The following is a 17,492-nucleotide window of genomic DNA, read 5'->3' on the forward strand; positions in this document are numbered from 1 at the left end:
ATACGCCCATGCTCGAAGGGCGCCTAAAATTCCTGCCGGATCTTCTGCGGGCCGTGCTTTTCTGTGCCGCCTTTTTGATGGCGGGCTCGATTCTGTACACGGCCAGTTACTGCCAATCCGTCCTCGCGCATGACCTCCAGAAGTACGGCGTCCTGGTCCGCGGCGGGCAAGAGGATGCGGCGCCGAGAGTCGCGGCCTTCAAAGAAAAATTCCCCAACCGCTTCAACGATTCCCTGGAACTCCTGAGGCCCGAAGAAGTGCTGCATCACGCCACCTGGACCGTGATCGGCCGCTACGGCCTGATGCGCAGCCGCCCGCTCCTTTCTTATTATGAAAAGGACCTGGGCTTCGAACGCTACATGACGGGCGAACTCGCCGCGTTTACGCGGATCGATCTCTACAAGCTGAAGAAACTGAAATCCAAGAAAGATTCCGTGCGGCTGATGGCCTATGCGGCGTACTTCCTCGCGGTGCTGGCCCCGGCCTATTATCTCTCCCGCGTCATCCCGCGCCTGAAATTCTGAAACTTCCTTCCTCGAAATTTTCCGCGAGACCTCCGCGAGGCCTCCGTGATTGTTTCTCCGGATTTGCGCGGGTATTCTTGCGGCAGATCACAGAAAGCAAAAAATGAAACAAGGAGAGTGCAGCATGGGACAGGCGTGTGTCGTGGAACCGGAAGAGAACGTCTTCATCGAATATCCAAGGACGGAAGTCATCGTCATTTTCAAAACCACGGTTTTGCCCGCGGTCGTGGTCCCGAAAAAAAGTCCCGGCCGGGTTTTCCTGAAAGCCTGCCTGGCGGGACTGCGCCTTGCGGCCGGGATTTTCTGGCTGGTTTTCATGGGCGGCTTTCTCGCGGCGGCGGGGGAGTTTCTCCTGGGGGAATCCAAGCCGCGCCCTGAAAAATCTTTTTTTGCCCTTGAGTACCATAAATTTTTATGGTATATGAGTGCGGTATGGAAAAGAAACCCCTGACCGATAACCAGCGCAAGGTGCTGGAATACCTGCTTAAGACCAAGGCGCAAAGGCATAACTTTCCTTCGCTCCATGAAGTGCAGGCGCATTTCGGGTTCAAAGCCGTGGGCACGGTCCAGGATTATCTCTCCGCGCTCCAGCGCAAGGGCTACATCCGCAGGACGGCCAAGGCCCGCGACATCGAGGTGCTGGACTCGGACGGCATGGACATGGCGCCCGAAGGCCTGGTCCGGCTTCCGATCGTGGGACAGGTGGCCGCGGGAACGCCGATCCTGGCCGAGGAAAATATCGAAGGGCATTTCCTGGTGGACCGGGAGGCCGCGGTAAAAAACAGTTTCCTGCTGCGGGTCCGCGGAGACAGCATGACCGGCGCGCACATTCTAGACCGGGACCTGGTGGTGGTCCGGCCCCAGAAGGTCTGCGAAAACGGCGAGATCGCGGTGTGTCTCGTGGAAGGAGAAGCCACGGTGAAACGTTTTTACCGCCGGGCCGCGCACATCGAGCTCAAAGCCGAAAATCCGGCGTACCAACCGATCCTCGTCAAGCCGCAGCAGAAATTTTCGCTGGTCGGGAAAGTCTGCGGCGTTATTCGTCTGAACATGTTTTGAAATAAGATTAGTGGAAACAGCCCCTCGCGGTTTTCCGTACCGCCAGAAGCTACCCCGAAGCTGGTCTCGCAACTAAAGGCCATCCCATGGATCTGGCGCTTCTGAAAAATCTCGGCGTTCATGAAAAGGTCGTCCGTGCTCTGGAAAAAACAGCGGGCGAAAAATTCGAAGTCCTCGAAATCGAACAAAGCGCCTCCAGCCTCAGGCTCATCCTCCGCTGCCGCCCGGAAGCGGGAGTGAAACCCCACATCCTTACGCTCCGCGATTTTGTGCCTGTTCCGGCCGCGGGAACGGCCGAGCCCGAAGCGGCTTACGCGGCCGGGCGGCGGGAACATTATTTGTGCGCGGACCGCCTTCATCTGTTTCCCCAGCCCGGGTCCGGGCAGGCCAACCTTGCGATCAATGGACAAAAGTTCCGGATGGGTGAATCGCTTTTCCGGCTGCTCTTTCATCTGGCCCGGGAAATGAAAAGTAATGGAAGCGGGTGGATTTCGATCCAGGACCTGCGGCAGGCGCGCTGCATTCCCTCCGACGGGTATCAGGCGTTCAGCCGCCTGCGGAGCGTGGTGGCGGGGTATCTGCTGAAGAAGAACCCGAGGGAATTCCTGGAGGCGAACGGCGGCAAACAGTACCGCGTTTCGCTGCCGCCGGAAAACATCGATTTCTGAAACGGCTTAGAACTTCAAAGGAACGCCGTTTTCAAAGGCGAGCAATTCTCCCGGCTTCATGGGAGTCCAGGTCTCGTTATCGGTCAGGGGAGCGGTCGCAATAATGGAGACGCGGTCCGTGGGACGCGCCAGCGCCTGGAAATCGACAGACAGGTCCTGGTCGATGAGGTGCGCGGAAGAAAAGGGAGACTGGCGTACCACGTAACAGAGATTATTCGACGAATGCGCGAAAAAGAAATTTCCATCCGAGAGCAGGTAGTTGAAAATCCCGTGGGCCGCGATGCTCTGGGTGATTTCCTTTAATACGGCGTGCACTTCCCGCACCGTGGCGCCTCCCGCGGGAAAAGCGGTGCGGAGCGCGTCCAGGATCAGGCAAAAGGCCCTCTCGCTGTCGGTCTGTCCCACGGGTTTGTAAAAGCGGCAGTCTCCGGCATGAAGGCCCGGCACGTCGCCGTTATGCGCGAAGACCCAGTAACGCCCCCAGAGTTCGCGCTGAAACGGATGGCAATTCTCGATCGCGACCGGGCCCACGCTCGCACGGCGGATGTGCGCGATCACGTGAGTCGCATGGATGGGATAACGCAGCACGAGATCGGCGATGGGAGAGTAAATGGAAGGGCGGTTGTCCAGGAAAAGCCGGCAGCCGGTGCCTTCGAAAAAGGCAATGCCCCAGCCGTCCTGGTGGTTGTCCGTTCTCCCGCCGCGGGCGGCAAATCCCTGGAACGAAAAACAAATGTCCGTGGGATAGTTACAATTCATTCCCAGCAATTGGCACATGAGGATTCTCCAATCCATTATATTCCGCGGGGGGAGTTAGGGCACGGAAATTTCCCGCGCCCGTAAGGAATCAGATCCGGACGGGCGGGTCTTCGTAGGGATCGATCGAGTACTCGTTCCCATCCTGCGTGTGGATGATGATCAGGATGGAGCGCATCGGCGGCTCCTCATTGCTGTGCGGCGAGAGAATGGAGATTTCGAGGGTGATGCTGCAGCCTTCGTTGTTGACCAAATTTCTCATGCTCGGGGGCAAGTCATTGAGCCACTGCGCGTCACCCTGCTGGATCGTATAAGCCCAAACGCCCAAGTGCTGGGCGCCGTCGCCGGCATCGTTTTCCAGTTCCGTGCCTTCTCTCTGGACATCCGTGAACCATTGGTCGCGGTTCGCATCCGTAATCTCTTCGTCCCACCACCAGTCATAGACGATACGTTCCAGGCGCGTGTACACGGGATCGGCCGGCGGTTCCTGCGCGCTGATGCTGATGCCGGGCATCGACGCTTCTTCGCTCGGTCCGGTTTGCATGGACACGCTGGCGGAAGGCGAGGGGCCGGGCTCATTCGCGTCTTCAGGAATGCTTTCTTCAGAAGAAGAGGGTTCGGGAACCGCCTGGTAAAGCACCGGCGCTTCGTCCTGGAATTCTTCGGGCGCCTCGGCCTGGGAAGGCACGGGCTGCGCCGAGGCTTCCGCTTCCGGCGCGTTTGTCACTTCCGTCACGGGAATATTTTTTTCCGGCTCGGGATATGGAGCGGGAGCCGCGCCGGCTGCAGGAAGTCCGGCCAGAAAAAATGCCGCCAGAATCAGGACGAAAGGGAGTTGCCGTTCCATGGAGTCTCCTTTTTGCACTCCCTTAGAAAGTACCTCCCGCGCGGGATAAAAACAAGCAGGGCCAAATTTCACTTCGCCTTTCAGGGGGCATTTGTAGTAAAATTCCTTTAACCCCACCGCTTTTTGCCGACAAAGCTCCAAGGCGCAGCCCATTGCGGAATTTTCGAATCGAAAGGATTTCATGGCAGCTTTTCTCTCCATCCTGTTATCGGTCGTCCTCGTGCCGGCTTCCGGAATTTACAATACTTACGTTTTCCAGAACATGCAAAAGGACGTGCCCGCCGCGATCTCAGGACCCAACGCCCCGATCCGCGATTATGCGAGGCCGATTCTTCTGAAAGGCAACGGCAAAAAAGCCGTACTCATGGTCCATGGCTTCAGCGGCGCGCCGTCGGATTTCGGAAACCTGCCAAGGCTGTTCCAGGCCCAGGGCTATGACGTGATCGTGCCGCTCCTGCCCGGGCACGGGCGCGGCGCGCGCGGCCTGGAAAAAGTGACGGCCGGGGAATGGCTGGAATACGTTTCGAAGCTGTACGGGGAATTGCGTCCGGCCTACGGCGAGCTCATCGTGATCGGCCTGTCCATGGGCGCTTCGATGACCGTGGCTGTTTCGGTCCAATTCGCCAAAACGCCGCCTGACAAAATCATCCTGATGGCGCCGTTTTTCAAAGTACGGCAGGAATGGTATTACCTTCTGCCTGTCGAAACCTACAACGACATTCTCGAAGGCTACGTGCCGTACCTGCAAAGCCTTCCCGGACAAACCGCGGTCTGCAAGGAAAGCGCGAGCGCGAAGACGTTCGTGCCGCGCCAGTACGTGGCCACGCATGCCTCCAGCGAGGCTTTCAAGGTCGCGAAGATCGCGCGCCGGTCCGTCAAAAGTTTTTCCCGCCTCAAGATCCCCGTGCTCGTGCTCCAAAGCAGGCACGACCGCGTGACCGACTATGAGACAACCCGCCGCATCGTGGCGTCCCTGGATCCTTCCGTTACGAGGTTTGTGACGCTTACGCGCGCCAATCACGTGCTGCCGCGCGACTGCGAAGCCTCGGTGATCGAACAGGACATCATGGAATTCGCCGCGGCCTAATTTTCCCTTCCCTGAAATAAATCTTGACCCCGGCATGCCTGCGCCTAAAATCGAATTTGTGCGGACCATCCTGAAAAATAAATTCTGGCTTGGGGCGGCGTTATTCGCGATGGCGGCGCAGCTTCCGCTTCTCGCGGCCACGTTTGAGCTGAAGGACGGCACGCATTACGAAGGCGCGCTTGTGGCGCAGGACGCGGCGGGTATCGTCGTGGAAACGCAGCAGGGCATGGTGAACCTGCGCAAAGCGGACTTGAAGCAGCTGCCGCCGGACGTCCAGCCGGATCCCGCGGCCATGCCGCAGGAAACCGAGCGCGTCGGGCCCGGCGCGTCTCCGCTGCAGGAGCCCGGGCAAGTCGAAAAGTTTTTTCGGTGGAATCCGCTCACGCGGTGGATGATTCTGTGGGTCGACGAAACCGCGGCCAAGTCCGAGCTCCGGAACATCAGCAATGCCATCGCGGTCTTCGAAGCCGACCGCGGCAAGATGCCGAAAAATTTCGGCGACCTGCACAAGGCCGGCCTGCTCGAGCCCCGGCCGCTGTCGCCGCTTTATCATTATGAATTTGAACCCACGTCGAAAGGGGTCCGGATTACAGCCCGGCCCGCGGAGGAAAACGACGGGCATCATCCGATCATGATGGATGAGTCCGGCGTTTTTATTGTGGAATCCGAAGGAGGAAAATCATGAAACCGAAACTTTATCAATATGCCGCGTGCCCTTTCTGCAATAAGGTGCGCAGCATTCTCCAGTACAAAGGCGTGGATTTCGAGACCATCGAAGTGCACCCTTTGAAGAAAAAAGAAATCGCTTTTTCCGAGTACAAGGCGGTGCCGATCTACGTGGATTCCAAAGGGACGCAGGTCAACGATTCCACGCCCATCATGCGGCGCATCGACGAAGAGTTCCCCGCGCCCGCGGTCTTCAGCCGCGAGCCCGCCGCGAAAGAGGAAGAGGACAAATGGCTGGCATGGTCGGAGACGTTCGTAAAGGGGCTTCCCGCGGCCATCTATGATTCGGTCCCGAACGCGCTGCGTTCGTTCGATTACATCACGCGCGTCGGCAAATTCAGCTGGCTCGAGAAAATGACCATCAAATTTACGGGCGCTTTCGTCATGACGCTCGTCGCGGGAAAGATCCGCAAACGCGAAGGCATCACGGATCCTGCTGTTTTCTTGAGACAGAAAGCGGCGGAGTGGGCCGAGGGGTTGAAGGGAAGGCCGTTTCTCGGCGGCATGAACCCCAACGGTGCGGACCTCGCGGTTTTCGGCATCACTCGCTCGGTCGCGGGACTTCCCGCGGGTAAAGTGCTGGACGAAAATCCCGTTTTCGAAGACTGGTGCCGGCGCATGTCGCTCGCGGTCTCCGGAATCAAATTGCCCGCCTGATTTTTCCGGGTCCGGCCCTTGCAAGGCCGGAACCCGGGACTTCTTCTAAGCCGCCTTGCGGTACTCTTCCGGAAAGATGTCCGTCAGACTTCCCCTCCACATGCTCCGGTAATCTGTCAGCGACCACAACACAAGAACGACCGCGCCGGCAGCCACGTAAACATTCCGGGCAGCCTCCAAGGCCGAAAATCGAAAGAGCCACGGCGAGGCGAGCATAAATGCGGCCGCGGCCGCTTCAATCTTCGAATGGACCGTGAAAGGAATGGTCTTGGTAATGCCCAGAGGATAAGCGGTCATTCCGCTCATGAGCAGATGGCCGATACCCAGGACATACAAGAGATTCGCCGGCAGTCCGTGGAAATGGAAAATCGCGGGCGCAAGCAGAACGAATACCCCGAAAAGATAATCCATTACGCCGTGCGTTTTAGGATCAATGGGCTTTTTCATGGTAACCTCCCGGTCTTAGAAGACCTGTAACCCTCATGATTCCCGTTCGTGTCCTTAGTCTAGACCGCCGGGTCTTTCCGGCAAATCCGGGAGGCGATCGAAAAAACGTACTCCTTCGCCGTGCCCGCTCAGGATAAATGCTCATGGCCGGGAAAGGCTACTTCTTATGCTTTTTGAGAATGTCGTAGAGAAGATTCAAGGCGTCGGAGATCGCGGAGACCGTGAAGATGCTGGCGGTCGCGCGCGTGAAGCGGGGATAAAAAGTAAGCCCGAAAAAGGAGGCCATGGCCGTCCAGCCCCCAAAGCACCAGGGGCAGGTGATGAGATCGCCAAAGGCATTCATGAGGCCCCGGCCGCGGGACTTTTCGTAGATCTCGGCTGCGCCCATGGATTCGCCGTATTCGGTGAAAGGGCTTCGCAGCGGACTTGCCACCAGGCTTTTGGTGATCAGACGGCTTATTTTGTACGAGGCCGTGCCCAGGAGCGCCAGGTCGCGGGGGGAAAGCGCTTCCGGGATTTTTTTGCGTTTCAGCACCGCGGCCCGGTACAAGCCCGCGAACAAAACCGCATAAGAAGTCATCAGCACGGCATAGCCGCCGAGCGGAAAGCTCTCTTTGCCAGGGGCGTTCCGAAGATAAGATTGCCGGATTTTTTTCGTCACCGGGACTTTGAGGCTGCGGCCGTTTTTCATGCCCGTACCTTATCAGAAGGAGCGGCGGCGGCCATCGGGGCAGTTCTTTTTCGGCAGTCATCCCGCTCCGGGGGCGGGGAGTAAAAGCATTTGTTGAATCCTGCGCACCCGGATACAATAGCCGCTCATTCGCAAAGCTCCCGGTCGGGAGAAACCCTTTTGGAGATCGTCATGAAACTGTCGAAGATCGTCTTTTTTCCGTGCCTTGTCCTCTTATTGGCTTCCGGCTGCGCCTCGTCTTCCTATTTAAAGGGTGTAACGCCCGACGGCAGGAAAGTCTACCTCGGCCCCACCCCCATCGAAAACACGCCGGAATTCAAAACCTACCAGCAGAGCACTCGCAGCGAAGTGGACAAGCAGCGCTACCTTTTCCAGCGCCTGAAAAATGCGACCGAGCTGGTGTATTTTCACGACGGAGCCTGGTACACGCCGCTCGAGGCCTACCGCGGCGGCATGTGGCTGATGCGGAACCGTTATGAAAAAGGGCAGGACTCGCGCGCATTCATCCGCAAGTGGGTGGAACGCTCGGAGGCGGGCAACGTGCACCTGGTGAAGTATCCGGACGGGTCCGTTCAGTCCGGGGCGGACATCCTCTACAATGAACTGGATCTTCTGGAGCAGACGGCGGCGAAGCAGAGTTAGGTGCGCTTGAAGATGCGGCCATGCGGTATTCGAAGAATTCGATGAGCGGCGGCGCGAAGCAAGCCATTAGAAACTATTTGAATCTTTGGGCCGGAAACGCTAACCTGTCTGCCTAAATTCATGGCAAAATCCTCTCTTCCCAGCACCCAAAATAATTTCGGCAAGGCCTTTGCGCGGTTTGTCTGCAGATACCCGCTTGGCATCTTGATTTTTTTCGCCGTTTCCACGGCGGCACTCGTGCCCGTGGCTGCCAGGCTCAAGCTCCACGCCAATTTCATGGATCTTCTGCCCGACAGCCATCCCAGCATCGTGAATCTCGAAGAACTGATGAGTCACGTGGGCGGCACAAGTTTTCTTATCGCGGTGATTGAATCGAAGGATGAAAAAACCGCGCTTGATGCCACAAATCTTTTCAGCGAAAAGGCTGCCCATTTCCAGCAGGTCGAGTTTGTCGACAACCGCACGAACGTCCCCGAATTTGCGAACCGCAAGCTGCTTTTCTTAAACCTCAAAAGCGTTGAAAAATTAAAAAGCAATATCAGCGACCTGCTCGGTTATTACCGCCGCAAGAACAATCCGTTGTATGTGGACCTCCTGGATGAAAAAGAGCCCAAGGTGGATGAGGGCCTCGAGCTTGAAGAAAAGGTTTCGAGGATCGGCGGGTTTTCGGCCAAGGACCAGGAATCGTACATGCAGGTCATCCTGATCAAGCCCAAGCATCCTGTGAGTGACTTCAATAAAACCGAACTGCTTTTTGCCGAGGCGCGCGCGGGTTTTGCCGAAGTCCAAAAACAGCTGAAGAAACCGGCGTCGCTCGGCCTCACCGGGCCTTACCGCACGCGCTACGAAGAATACCTCACGATCCACCACGACATCCACATGACGGGCCTGATCGTGACCGCGCTTCTTGTGATCATTAATCTGCTTGCGTTCCCGAACCTGCGGTCGCTCGCCTATGTCTATTTACCGCTCACTTTGGGAACGGTTTGGGTTTGGGGCTTTACGGAACTTACGATCGGCTATCTCAACTTGATTACGGCATTTTTGGCCGCGATTTTGTTCGGCATGGAAAGCGATTACAGCCTGCACTTTCTGGTCACTTTTGAACAAAACCTGAAAACCGAAGAAGGGAATGTTGAAAAAGCGATTGAGCTCGCGTTTGCCCAGCTTTGGAGCCCGATGTGGGCCAGCATGTGGACGACCGCCGTTGTGTTTTATTCCCTCATGATCAGCCAATTCGAGGGGTTCCGCCATTTTGGGTTTATCGCGGGCGTAGGCATCATGATTTCGTTTGTCATTATTTTGTTTGTCGAGCCCGCCTTGATTGTGCTCATTGAAAAATATTTTCCGATGAAGCGCTGGTCGCTTTTCAAGGAAATGCGCGTTTCCAAACCGCTCCTGCTCACGATTGTTCTGGGCGGCGTTCTTTTTTCGTTCTTTTCGCTCACGCAAATCCCAAAGGTCGGGTTTAACTACAACTTTATGGATTTGCGCGCGAAAAAAGACGATTCAGTCGACCTTGCCGAAAAAGTCGGCATGCATTTCGGCGTGCACCTTACGCCTGTTGTTTACATCACGCCCAACCGCGAGGTTGCCGGAAAACTTGCCGATGATCTCAATCGCTACATCGACAGCCATCCCGGCACTTTCTTCGATTTTGCCGCGGCCATTACTTCGCATGTGCCGCACGATCAGGAGCAAAAAATAAAAGTCCTCGGTGAAATCAACCAAATGATCGAAAGCCGCAAGGCGATTTTGAAAAATCTGGATGAAGAAAAACGGCAAAAAATAGACGACCTGCGGGCACAGCTCGCGCCCCAGCCTTTCGTGATTAAAGACCTGCCCGACGGGATTGTGAATCAATACGAAGGCCATGATGGGGTTATTTCCGCGGTGTTTGTGTATCCCGCGGTGCGGATTTTAAACGGGGAAAAAGCGAAAAAATTTGTGCAGGAGGCCCGGGATTTTCCCAAGCCTCCGGGCGTCAAGCTTGCAGGCGAACCGCTTATTTATGCCGACATTTTGATGCTGATCGAAAAAGACACGCCGATTGCGATCGGTATCAGCACGTTCGTTGTTTTCTTTTTGGTCCTGCTTCATTTCCGCCGGCTTGACCACACGCTTTGGGTGCACGTTCCTTTGGCGCTCGCGGGGTTGTGGATGGTCGGCATGATGGGAATAACAGGCTTCAAATTTAATTTTTTCAACATGGTCATCATGCCGAGCATTTTGGGCCACGGCATCGACAACGGCATTTATATTTTTGACTGGTACAACCGCAGGAAAGACGAGAGTTTCCTCGAAACAATCCGAACCTCGTTTAAAGGAGTGCTCCTTGCCTCCGGCACGAGCATCGCGGCTTTTACCGGCATCATGTTCGCCACGCACCGCGGCATGGCAAGCATGGGTAAGCTCGGAGTCATAGGTTTTTCAAGCTGTCTTTTAGCTTCCGTAATATTCCTGCCCGCCCTCCTCGGTTTTTTTGAACTGCGATACAAGCACCTTTTTCACCGCGAAGGCGAATCCTGATTTAAATTTCCGGCCCCGCGCGAAATTCGGGAATCGATTCCCATGGTTGGGACCCGCGCGGGGGAGCATCCGGGAAGAATGAAGCCTGCATAGCGGTGTGCGATCCGGGCAATTTCATCCCGATCGAATGAGGGGAACTGGATTTTCTTTTGGATATCAGGCAGCCGGAGTCTGGGGATTTTTAGCGTCCGCGAGCCTTTTTTGCATCGTCTCGATCAGGCCGTCGAACTGCTTCTCGCTGATGATCTTGTCGAACTGGTATTTCAGGTCTTCGGTAATGCTGACGCCGTCCAGAAAAACGTCGTCGATCTTACCGGCCTGGGAAATGTGATAAATGACTTCGGCATCCAGCCCCTGTTCTTCCTGCTTGATGATGCTTTGGACGCGCGTGCCCGTCTCGTCGGGCGTGACCGAAGGATAAGTGATCTGGTAATTGCCCATGAAGCGGCGGCTTTTGGGATAGGCCACGTGCTCGATGAGCTGGCCCATGAGGCCCAGGAAAGACTGCCGCTGTTCGGGCGTGAGGGAATCCCAATGCGCGTCCAGCGCCTTTTTGCTCATGGCTTCCAGGTCGAGCAGCGAATTGGCTTTGTCCACGATCGGCTTCTGGGCGGCTTCGTCCTTGGGGGGAAATTCCATGCTGCGGATCGAGGTCAGGAAATCTTCGACGATCTGCTGGGCCCCCGGGGCCTGGGCGGAAACCGGACGAGCGGCGGAAAAGAACGCGGCAAGAACGACGATCCCAAAAAAGGAAAAACGCATTTGAGCCTCCCAAAGTTGAAGCAACACTTTATGCTCCCCGGGAGATAATTTCAAGTGCTTTGACCCGCACCTCTCTGAGAAAAGAGTGGATGGAGCGGACGGAGACGGTTAAAATCCCGCAATGCCTCCCGGAAACAAAAAGCCTCTTTCCCGCATCGTGCTCGCCGTTTTTTTTATCGCGGCGGGCGCCGGTCATTTCTGGGATCCGGAATTTTATCTCCAGATCATGCCGCCTTACATCCCTTTCCACCGTTTCATGGTGTTTCTCAGCGGCGCCTTAGAAATGGCGTTCGGCGCCATGGTCCTTTTCGAAAGCACCCGGCGTCCTGCGGCCTGGGGACTCCTTTTGCTTTTGCTGGCTGTCCTTCCCGCCAACGCGCACATCGCGCTTCATCCGGAGATTTTCCCGCGCATTCCTTCCTGGGTGGCGTGGGGGCGTCTGCCGTTCCAGGGGCTCTTCATGTTCTGGGTCTATGCGGCCGCGCTCAAAGAGAATCGTCCGCCTCAGGGCTGACGAGTTTGTCCCGCTCGTAACCGCGCAGCGCGTCTTTGCCTCCGGGCTGCATCACGTTCTTTTTTTCCCGGCCGCGGCGGTTCATGGCCTGAGGGCTCACGTCATGAGGTTCGGGCTTGCCTCGGCCGTCTCCCGGTTCGTCACCCAGGGTGAAACGGATCGTGTCTTTTCCGGTCTTGTCGTCAGGGTGTTTGGTTTTTCGGCTCATAAGAGACTCCTTTAATTAATAAGAACACGGCCATCCTAATCCCGGCGGATCTCTCTTTCTATCGGGAGAGGACGTAATCGCTTGTGATCGCGGGGAGGTTGGCGCAGGGGCGGAGTTGTGGTACATTTAATACGAACAAAGGAGGAAGTATGAAGCGCATTTGGCTGTACCGCGTTCTGCCGTTCCTGATCGTGTTTTCGACGCTCCGCTGGTTCACGGACACGATGATGGGCGGCCTTACCTGGTTCATGGGCTAACCCCTTATTTTTTTTATCCTGGCTTTACATCCTGCCGGACTTCTCCAAGTCGAGTGAGCACGCTTTTATCCGGCGTCATTTTTTACCCGACCCGCAAACCCGCCTTTTCCCGATGTCTCCGCTTTTGATGATTCTCTAGACTTGGCGCGGCCCGTTGAATACAATCGGCCCGCAACCTAACCCAAGGAGAACGCCATGAAGAAAGTTTTCTCGATCGCCCTCATTCTGTCCCTGTTTATCCTGCCCGGCCTGTCTTTCGCCGACAACCCGCCGGCTCAGGGCGGAGCGGCGCTTCCTCCGGGCGTGACGGCCGAAGACATGGCCCGCATGACCGAGATGACCACGCCAAACGAAAATCATCAGAAGCTCAACGCGCTGGTCGGAAAATTCAAAGTGAAGACGTCATGGCAGATGGCCGCGGACGCGCCGGTGCAGACTTCCGAAGGCGAAGCCGAAGGGAAATGGATCCTGGACGGGCGCTTCGTGGAGCAGCACTTCAAAGGCGATTTCATGGGCAAGCCTTTCGAAGGCCTGTCTCTCACCGGCTACGACAACATGAAAAAGGAATACAGCGCCGTGTGGCTGGACAGTGTGGCGACCGGCATGATGAAGTCCACGATGAAATACGATGACGCCACGAAGTCGTTCAGCGAAGAAGGCAAATTTTCCTGCCCCATGACCGGCGAGACGGACAAAGATTACCGCGCCGTCACGACGATCGTCGACGACAACAACTATAAGTACGAGATGTATCAGAAGGGCAAGGACGGCAAGGAATTCAAGGCCATGCAAATCGATTATACGCGCGCCTGAGCGCCGCGGAGCGGGAGCGTTCTAAAAACGCCGGGCCAAAAGCCCGGCGTTTTTTTGTTCAGGAAGTCCGGGATCCCGGCCGTCAATCCCAGGGAAACCGGTTGAACCGCGGGAGGGATTTCATGAAGCGCGAGACCTTGGCGCAGGCTATGGAGCGGCTCGGAATTAAAGAAGCGGACCTCGAAGAATCCTTTGTCGCGTCCGGCGGTCCCGGAGGCCAGAACGTCAACAAGGTGGCGACGTGCGTGGTGCTCAGGCACGCGCCCAGCGGCATCCTGATCAAATGCCAGCAGGAACGTTCGCAGGCGATGAACCGTGAGGCCGCGCGGCGCATCCTCGTGGAAAGAATCGAAAGGCGGGAGCGCGAGCGCAAAGAAAAAGAAACCCGCCGTCTCGCCAAGATCAAACGGCAGAACCGCCGGCGTTCGAAAGCAGCCAAAGATAAAATGCTCGCGGCCAAGAAATTTCACGGCAGGAAAAAAGAGTACCGCAGGCGAGTCGAAGAAGATTAAACCGGTGAGCATGGACGGGGACAGGTCTTTAGCCCTGTCCCCAAGGCAGCGAGTGCAGGAGGCCTGTTGCAAGCATAGCGTTTGCGGTGGGAATCACCACTCGGTCGGTTTGTAGTCCTTGAGAAATTTTCCCCAGACGTGCCGGCCCGTCAGCAGTCCATCGAACAGCGGGTCGAGCAGGCGCGCGGCGCCGTCCACGATGTCGAGCGGCGGCTCGAAGTCATGCATTTCCTTCTTGGCTTCGGAAAGATGCGCCGGATCTTCATCCGTCACCCATCCCGTGTCCACCGCGTTCATATGGATTCCGTTTTTCACGTAATCACGCGCGGATGTCCACGTCATCATGTTGAGCGCGGCTTTCGCCATGTTCGTGTGAGGGTGCTTGTCGGTTTTCGTGTAGCGGTTGAATTTGCCTTCCATGGCGGACGCGTTGACGATGTGCTGTTCGCCCGTGGAATGGCGCATCATGAGCGGCTTCAACTTGGCCGCGAGAATGAACGGCGCGACCGCGTTCACCAGATGCACTTCCAGCATTTCCGGCGTGGCCACGTCGGCCAGCGCCAGGCGCCAGGTATTGATCTGCCGCAGGTCTTTCTGCTGCAGATCCGCGTCCAGCTTTCCTTCCGGAAAAACTTCCAGGGTCGACTGCGTTTCCTCGTCGAAATCGTATGGCACCATGGCCAGCTTCGCGGACGCGCGGATGCCGATGGCGGGGCTTTTGCCCGGCCAGGTTTTCAGCAGCGTGTTTTCCAGATTTTCCTGCTGGAGCGGCAGGAGCTTAGCCTCGAGCGCGTGGATGCAGTTTTCGTGAGCTTTCAAAAGCGGGCGCAATTCGGACGGAAGCTCGTCGACGTGCTTGGCCTCCCATTCCATCAGATGGCGGTAAAACCCGGGCGGCTTGCGCACGGTCTGCGCCGCGTTGTTGATGATGACGTCGAGCCGTTCTTCGGTGTTCAAAAGATAGCGCGCGAACATCTCCACGCTCGGCGAATGACGCAGGTCGAGCCCGTGAATCTGCAGCCGGTTCTTCCAGACGCCGAAATCTTCCTCGCGCGAAAAACGCAGGGCCGAGTCATTGGGGAAACGCGTGGTCACGATCGTTTTCGCGCCCGCACGCAGGAGTTTCAGCGAGGTCTGATAGCCGATCTTGATGCGTCCGCCGGTGACGAGGGCAGTGCGACCGTCCAGAGGCGCCGACTGGAAGCGCTTCTTATAATTAAGGTCGCCGCAGTCCACGCACATGGCGTCATAGAAAAAATGCACCTTCGTGAAGCGGACCTTGCAGGTATAACACTGGCGAGAGCGCAGGAATTCCGCGGCATGATCCTCCGGCGCCTCGATTTCCTTGGGCGCTTCGAAGACGGTCCGCTGGCGGGCCCGGCGGATGCCCGTCGTGTCACGCACCGCCCAGTCGTGCTCCTTGCGCTTCTGGTTGCGCAGCTTCCGGGAGGCGCGCGCCGTGCGCCGCTGGTCTTCGATCACCGGATGGGCAAGACTGCCCGCCGCCTTCATCAGGCGAATGCGGTCCTGCTGCGAGATGGATGCCATGCTGGCCGGGTCCGCAGCCATGGCTTCGAGCGCGCGCAGACAGGCTTCGAATTCTTCGGGGGAAAGCCGTGCCGTAGCCTGCGGTTTTTCGGGATTGACGGAAGGATCAGAATTGTCGGGCATTGGGCGTATTATGCCTCAAAACCGCAGCGGAAAAAAGGACAAACCCGGCCCTCCCGTCAGATCGCCAGCATGCTTCCGGCCACGGCGGCGCCGCCGGAGATGAGCGCGGACGCGAACATCCACCACGCCGCGGCAGCGGCCGCGGAACGCGCGCGCTCGGCTTCTTCGATCACCGTCTGGCGCGCGTCTTCCAGTTTTTCCTTCACGGCCATCTCGAGCTCTTCCGCGCGCTGGATCGCGGTGCGCCGGGCTTCCTCAATTTTCGAGACGATTTTTTCCGCCTGCTCCGGGGAGATGTGCTCGTTCGACGAAAGAAGCGTGACCACGGAATTGCGGTCATAGCGGGACAACCTGTCCCGCAGGATCTGGATCGAGCTTTTGGGGTCGTGCAGCATTTCCACGAGATCGGCCTTGATGTCCTCGTAATCGAATTCCGGTCTTTCCAGGGAATCCAGGAACGACGCGATTTTGGACTCGAAATGTTTCTTCGTCTCTTCCACGGACTGCGCGGCCTGCTGCCTGATGCTTTTGCCGCCATTGCCGCCGTTGCCCTGGAACGGTTCGGGCTCTTCCTCGATCTGATGGCGCAGCTCGCTCATCACGCTTTTGACGGTATTGACCGCTTTTTGCAGCTGCTCCCGGTCGATGTCGTGGCGCTCGGCGATCGCGGAGACCAGGTGCCCTTCATCGAGCGTCTTGAGGAAGTTCATCAGCACCTGCTTGGTGCTTTGCGGCTCGTGGATGATATGGTCGATATCCTGCTTGATCCGCTGCGGGTCCAGCTGTTCGAGCCGCGTGCTGCGCAGGTATTCCTCGATTTTGTGCTCATACTCCCGGGCTTTTTCCGCGGTCCCGGGGGCCAGGCTCTCAAATGCGGCATAAACTTTTCCCTGTGCCGACGGCTGTTCCGCGGCCGCGCGGCGTGCCTCGTCAAAGGCGCGCGTTATTTTTTTTACGCTTTCCTTGCTCAGGTGCGGTTTTTTCTCGGCGAGGTGGACGACGAACTGGCGCTGGGCGTCCTGATCCGGCTCGCGGAGCTCCTTGATCTCCACGCCTTCCAGGATTTTCGAAAATTCATGGCGCAGCTTGTCCGGGTCGAGTGAGGGCAGCTCCAGCTTTTTCAGGTACTTGTTCAGCTTTTTTTCGAAACCCTGGGTGTCGAAGTCCTGGAAAAGTTCTTCGCGGATGGCGGAAGCGCTCTTGCGGGCCGCGTCTTCAATGCGCGATTCCGGTTTCGGCGCGAGCGCGCCGAAAGCCGAGCGGAAAGCGGAACCCGCGGCGTGCGTGAGCCCGCCGACCATGGCCGAAGCCGAGCGCACTTCAAGCCAGGCCATGAGCATGTAAAAGCCGGCCCAGATGACGAGGCCGAGCGCGATGCTGATGCTCTGCACGGGCATGAGGCTGAGTTTCACGGCCAGCCAGCTGGCGAAAAAAAGCGAGATGCTCGCGGTCACGACCGACCAGAGGCCGAAGCCCGCGGTGATGCGCTGGCTGAGAGGCTTCGAGTTCTTCAGTTTTTCCCGGCCTTTGGGAGGCCGGTTCATTTTTTCACGGAGGTCGCCGGCCGCGGTGATGCCGAGCGCGAGCGAGAGATTCGTGAACAGGGCCTGGAAGCCGAAAGCAAGCAGCACGCCGGCAAGTACCGTCATGAAAAAACTGCCCGATCCCGGGAAAAAGAAGGCCATTTCTTTGGGAGACGCTTCCTGCGCATGAGCAAGCGCAGGCATCAGAAGACAAAACGAAAACACAAGCAGGGATCGAGTGAAGATTTTTTTCATGGCGGTTTCCTCCGTTGGATAACGCCATCTTAAAGACGGCCGGCCGCCGCGGCTATAAGTCCAATGCGCAAAAACCCCTGCCGCGGGCGAGGATAAAAAAGAAGTTTTCGTAGGGCGGCGCTGTAGTCGGTTCCGGGGAAGCTTTTTGTACGGCAATCCAGGGTTTTTCGCGGGCTTGGTTAGCCCACGAAAAAGCCAAGGAAACCGGCAGCGTTAGGCCGGTTTCCCGAAAGGCAAGCCCCTGAAAACAGTCCCTCTTTTTTCACGACAGGAAATCCTTCCTTTCTCCGATTTGAAAAAGCGTCCGGGCGTATTAGGGTGAAGGGGAATTTACGGGAGGGAAC

The 17,492-nt window shown here is 57.2% G+C and carries 20 protein-coding genes; 12 read left to right on the top strand and 8 right to left on the bottom strand.

The window, feature by feature from the left end:
- Positions 1 to 8 precede the first annotated feature (8 nt).
- The 4 genes from VL688_06910 (at position 9) to VL688_06925 (ending at position 2,251) form a co-directional block, all read left to right on the top strand.
- Complete coding sequence (locus VL688_06910; GenBank protein ID HTL47778.1) at positions 9 to 524, top strand: hypothetical protein; 516 nt, start codon at positions 9 to 11, stop codon at positions 522 to 524.
- A gap of 124 nt (positions 525 to 648) precedes the next feature.
- On the top strand, positions 649 to 975 hold the full coding sequence (locus VL688_06915) for a hypothetical protein (protein ID HTL47779.1): 327 nt from the start codon (positions 649 to 651) through the stop codon (positions 973 to 975).
- Positions 957 to 1,583, top strand: a complete 627-nt coding sequence (gene lexA / locus VL688_06920) for a transcriptional repressor LexA (protein HTL47780.1) — start codon at positions 957 to 959, stop codon at positions 1,581 to 1,583. Before VL688_06915 ends, lexA begins: the two co-directional genes overlap by 19 nt.
- 86 nt (positions 1,584 to 1,669) lie before the next feature.
- A complete protein-coding gene (locus VL688_06925; GenBank protein ID HTL47781.1) occupies positions 1,670 to 2,251 on the top strand; it encodes a hypothetical protein in 582 nt (193 codons plus the stop codon).
- A 6-nt stretch (positions 2,252 to 2,257) separates the two neighbouring features.
- Here VL688_06925 and VL688_06930 read toward each other — a convergent pair whose 3' ends face one another.
- Together VL688_06930 and VL688_06935 are read right to left on the bottom strand one after the other, a co-directional pair.
- Positions 2,258 to 3,028 carry a class II glutamine amidotransferase gene (locus VL688_06930; GenBank protein HTL47782.1) on the bottom strand — a complete coding sequence of 257 codons (771 nt, stop codon included), beginning with the start codon at positions 3,026 to 3,028 and terminating at the stop codon, positions 2,258 to 2,260.
- A 70-nt stretch (positions 3,029 to 3,098) separates the two neighbouring features.
- The gene (locus VL688_06935; protein ID HTL47783.1) at positions 3,099 to 3,854 is read right to left on the bottom strand and encodes a hypothetical protein; all 756 of its coding nucleotides are present in this window, start codon (positions 3,852 to 3,854) and stop codon (positions 3,099 to 3,101) included.
- Between the two features lie 181 nt (positions 3,855 to 4,035).
- Here VL688_06935 and VL688_06940 point away from each other — a divergent pair, with 181 nt between their 5' ends.
- Genes VL688_06940 through VL688_06950 form a run of 3 tightly spaced genes read left to right on the top strand, consistent with a single transcriptional unit; the run spans position 4,036 to position 6,324 of the window.
- Positions 4,036 to 4,941, top strand: a complete 906-nt coding sequence (locus VL688_06940; protein HTL47784.1) for an alpha/beta fold hydrolase — start codon at positions 4,036 to 4,038, stop codon at positions 4,939 to 4,941.
- A 34-nt stretch (positions 4,942 to 4,975) separates the two neighbouring features.
- Positions 4,976 to 5,626 carry a hypothetical protein gene (locus tag VL688_06945; protein HTL47785.1) on the top strand — a complete coding sequence of 217 codons (651 nt, stop codon included), beginning with the start codon at positions 4,976 to 4,978 and terminating at the stop codon, positions 5,624 to 5,626.
- Complete coding sequence (locus tag VL688_06950) at positions 5,623 to 6,324, top strand: glutathione S-transferase N-terminal domain-containing protein (protein ID HTL47786.1); 702 nt, start codon at positions 5,623 to 5,625, stop codon at positions 6,322 to 6,324. Before VL688_06945 ends, VL688_06950 begins: the two co-directional genes overlap by 4 nt.
- 45 nt (positions 6,325 to 6,369) lie before the next feature.
- Here VL688_06950 and VL688_06955 read toward each other — a convergent pair whose 3' ends face one another.
- On the bottom strand, positions 6,370 to 6,771 hold the full coding sequence (locus tag VL688_06955; GenBank protein ID HTL47787.1) for a hypothetical protein: 402 nt from the start codon (positions 6,769 to 6,771) through the stop codon (positions 6,370 to 6,372).
- 157 nt (positions 6,772 to 6,928) lie between these two features.
- Positions 6,929 to 7,462 carry a DUF1360 domain-containing protein gene (locus tag VL688_06960; protein HTL47788.1) on the bottom strand — a complete coding sequence of 178 codons (534 nt, stop codon included), beginning with the start codon at positions 7,460 to 7,462 and terminating at the stop codon, positions 6,929 to 6,931.
- Between the two features lie 171 nt (positions 7,463 to 7,633).
- On the opposite strand from VL688_06960, the gene VL688_06965 reads away from it, so the two are divergent.
- Entirely contained in the window at positions 7,634 to 8,104 is a 471-nt protein-coding gene (locus VL688_06965; GenBank protein ID HTL47789.1) for a hypothetical protein, read from the top strand.
- Between the two features lie 120 nt (positions 8,105 to 8,224).
- Entirely contained in the window at positions 8,225 to 10,633 is a 2,409-nt protein-coding gene (locus tag VL688_06970; GenBank protein HTL47790.1) for an MMPL family transporter, read from the top strand.
- 156 nt (positions 10,634 to 10,789) lie between these two features.
- On the opposite strand, the gene VL688_06975 is transcribed toward VL688_06970, so the two are convergent.
- Positions 10,790 to 11,395 carry an ABC transporter substrate-binding protein gene (locus VL688_06975; GenBank protein HTL47791.1) on the bottom strand — a complete coding sequence of 202 codons (606 nt, stop codon included), beginning with the start codon at positions 11,393 to 11,395 and terminating at the stop codon, positions 10,790 to 10,792.
- Between the two features lie 121 nt (positions 11,396 to 11,516).
- Here VL688_06975 and VL688_06980 point away from each other — a divergent pair, with 121 nt between their 5' ends.
- On the top strand, positions 11,517 to 11,909 hold the full coding sequence (locus VL688_06980; protein HTL47792.1) for a MauE/DoxX family redox-associated membrane protein: 393 nt from the start codon (positions 11,517 to 11,519) through the stop codon (positions 11,907 to 11,909).
- Here VL688_06980 and VL688_06985 read toward each other — a convergent pair.
- Positions 11,881 to 12,117, bottom strand: coding sequence for a hypothetical protein (locus VL688_06985; protein ID HTL47793.1), 237 nt, complete (start codon positions 12,115 to 12,117; stop codon positions 11,881 to 11,883). The genes VL688_06980 and VL688_06985 overlap by 29 nt on opposite strands.
- A gap of 452 nt (positions 12,118 to 12,569) precedes the next feature.
- On the opposite strand from VL688_06985, the gene VL688_06990 reads away from it, so the two are divergent.
- On the top strand, positions 12,570 to 13,187 hold the full coding sequence (locus VL688_06990) for a DUF1579 domain-containing protein (protein HTL47794.1): 618 nt from the start codon (positions 12,570 to 12,572) through the stop codon (positions 13,185 to 13,187).
- Positions 13,188 to 13,309: 122 nt separating this feature from the next.
- Positions 13,310 to 13,699 carry a peptide chain release factor-like protein gene (locus tag VL688_06995; protein ID HTL47795.1) on the top strand — a complete coding sequence of 130 codons (390 nt, stop codon included), beginning with the start codon at positions 13,310 to 13,312 and terminating at the stop codon, positions 13,697 to 13,699.
- 93 nt (positions 13,700 to 13,792) lie between these two features.
- On the opposite strand, the gene VL688_07000 is transcribed toward VL688_06995, so the two are convergent.
- Entirely contained in the window at positions 13,793 to 15,370 is a 1,578-nt protein-coding gene (locus VL688_07000) for an SDR family oxidoreductase (GenBank protein HTL47796.1), read from the bottom strand.
- 56 nt (positions 15,371 to 15,426) lie between these two features.
- Entirely contained in the window at positions 15,427 to 17,148 is a 1,722-nt protein-coding gene (locus tag VL688_07005) for a hypothetical protein (GenBank protein HTL47797.1), read from the bottom strand.
- Positions 17,149 to 17,492: the final 344 nt, after the last annotated feature.

The organism is Verrucomicrobiia bacterium (assembly GCA_035495615.1).
GTDB lineage: Bacteria > Omnitrophota > Omnitrophia > Omnitrophales > Aquincolibacteriaceae > DATJFP01.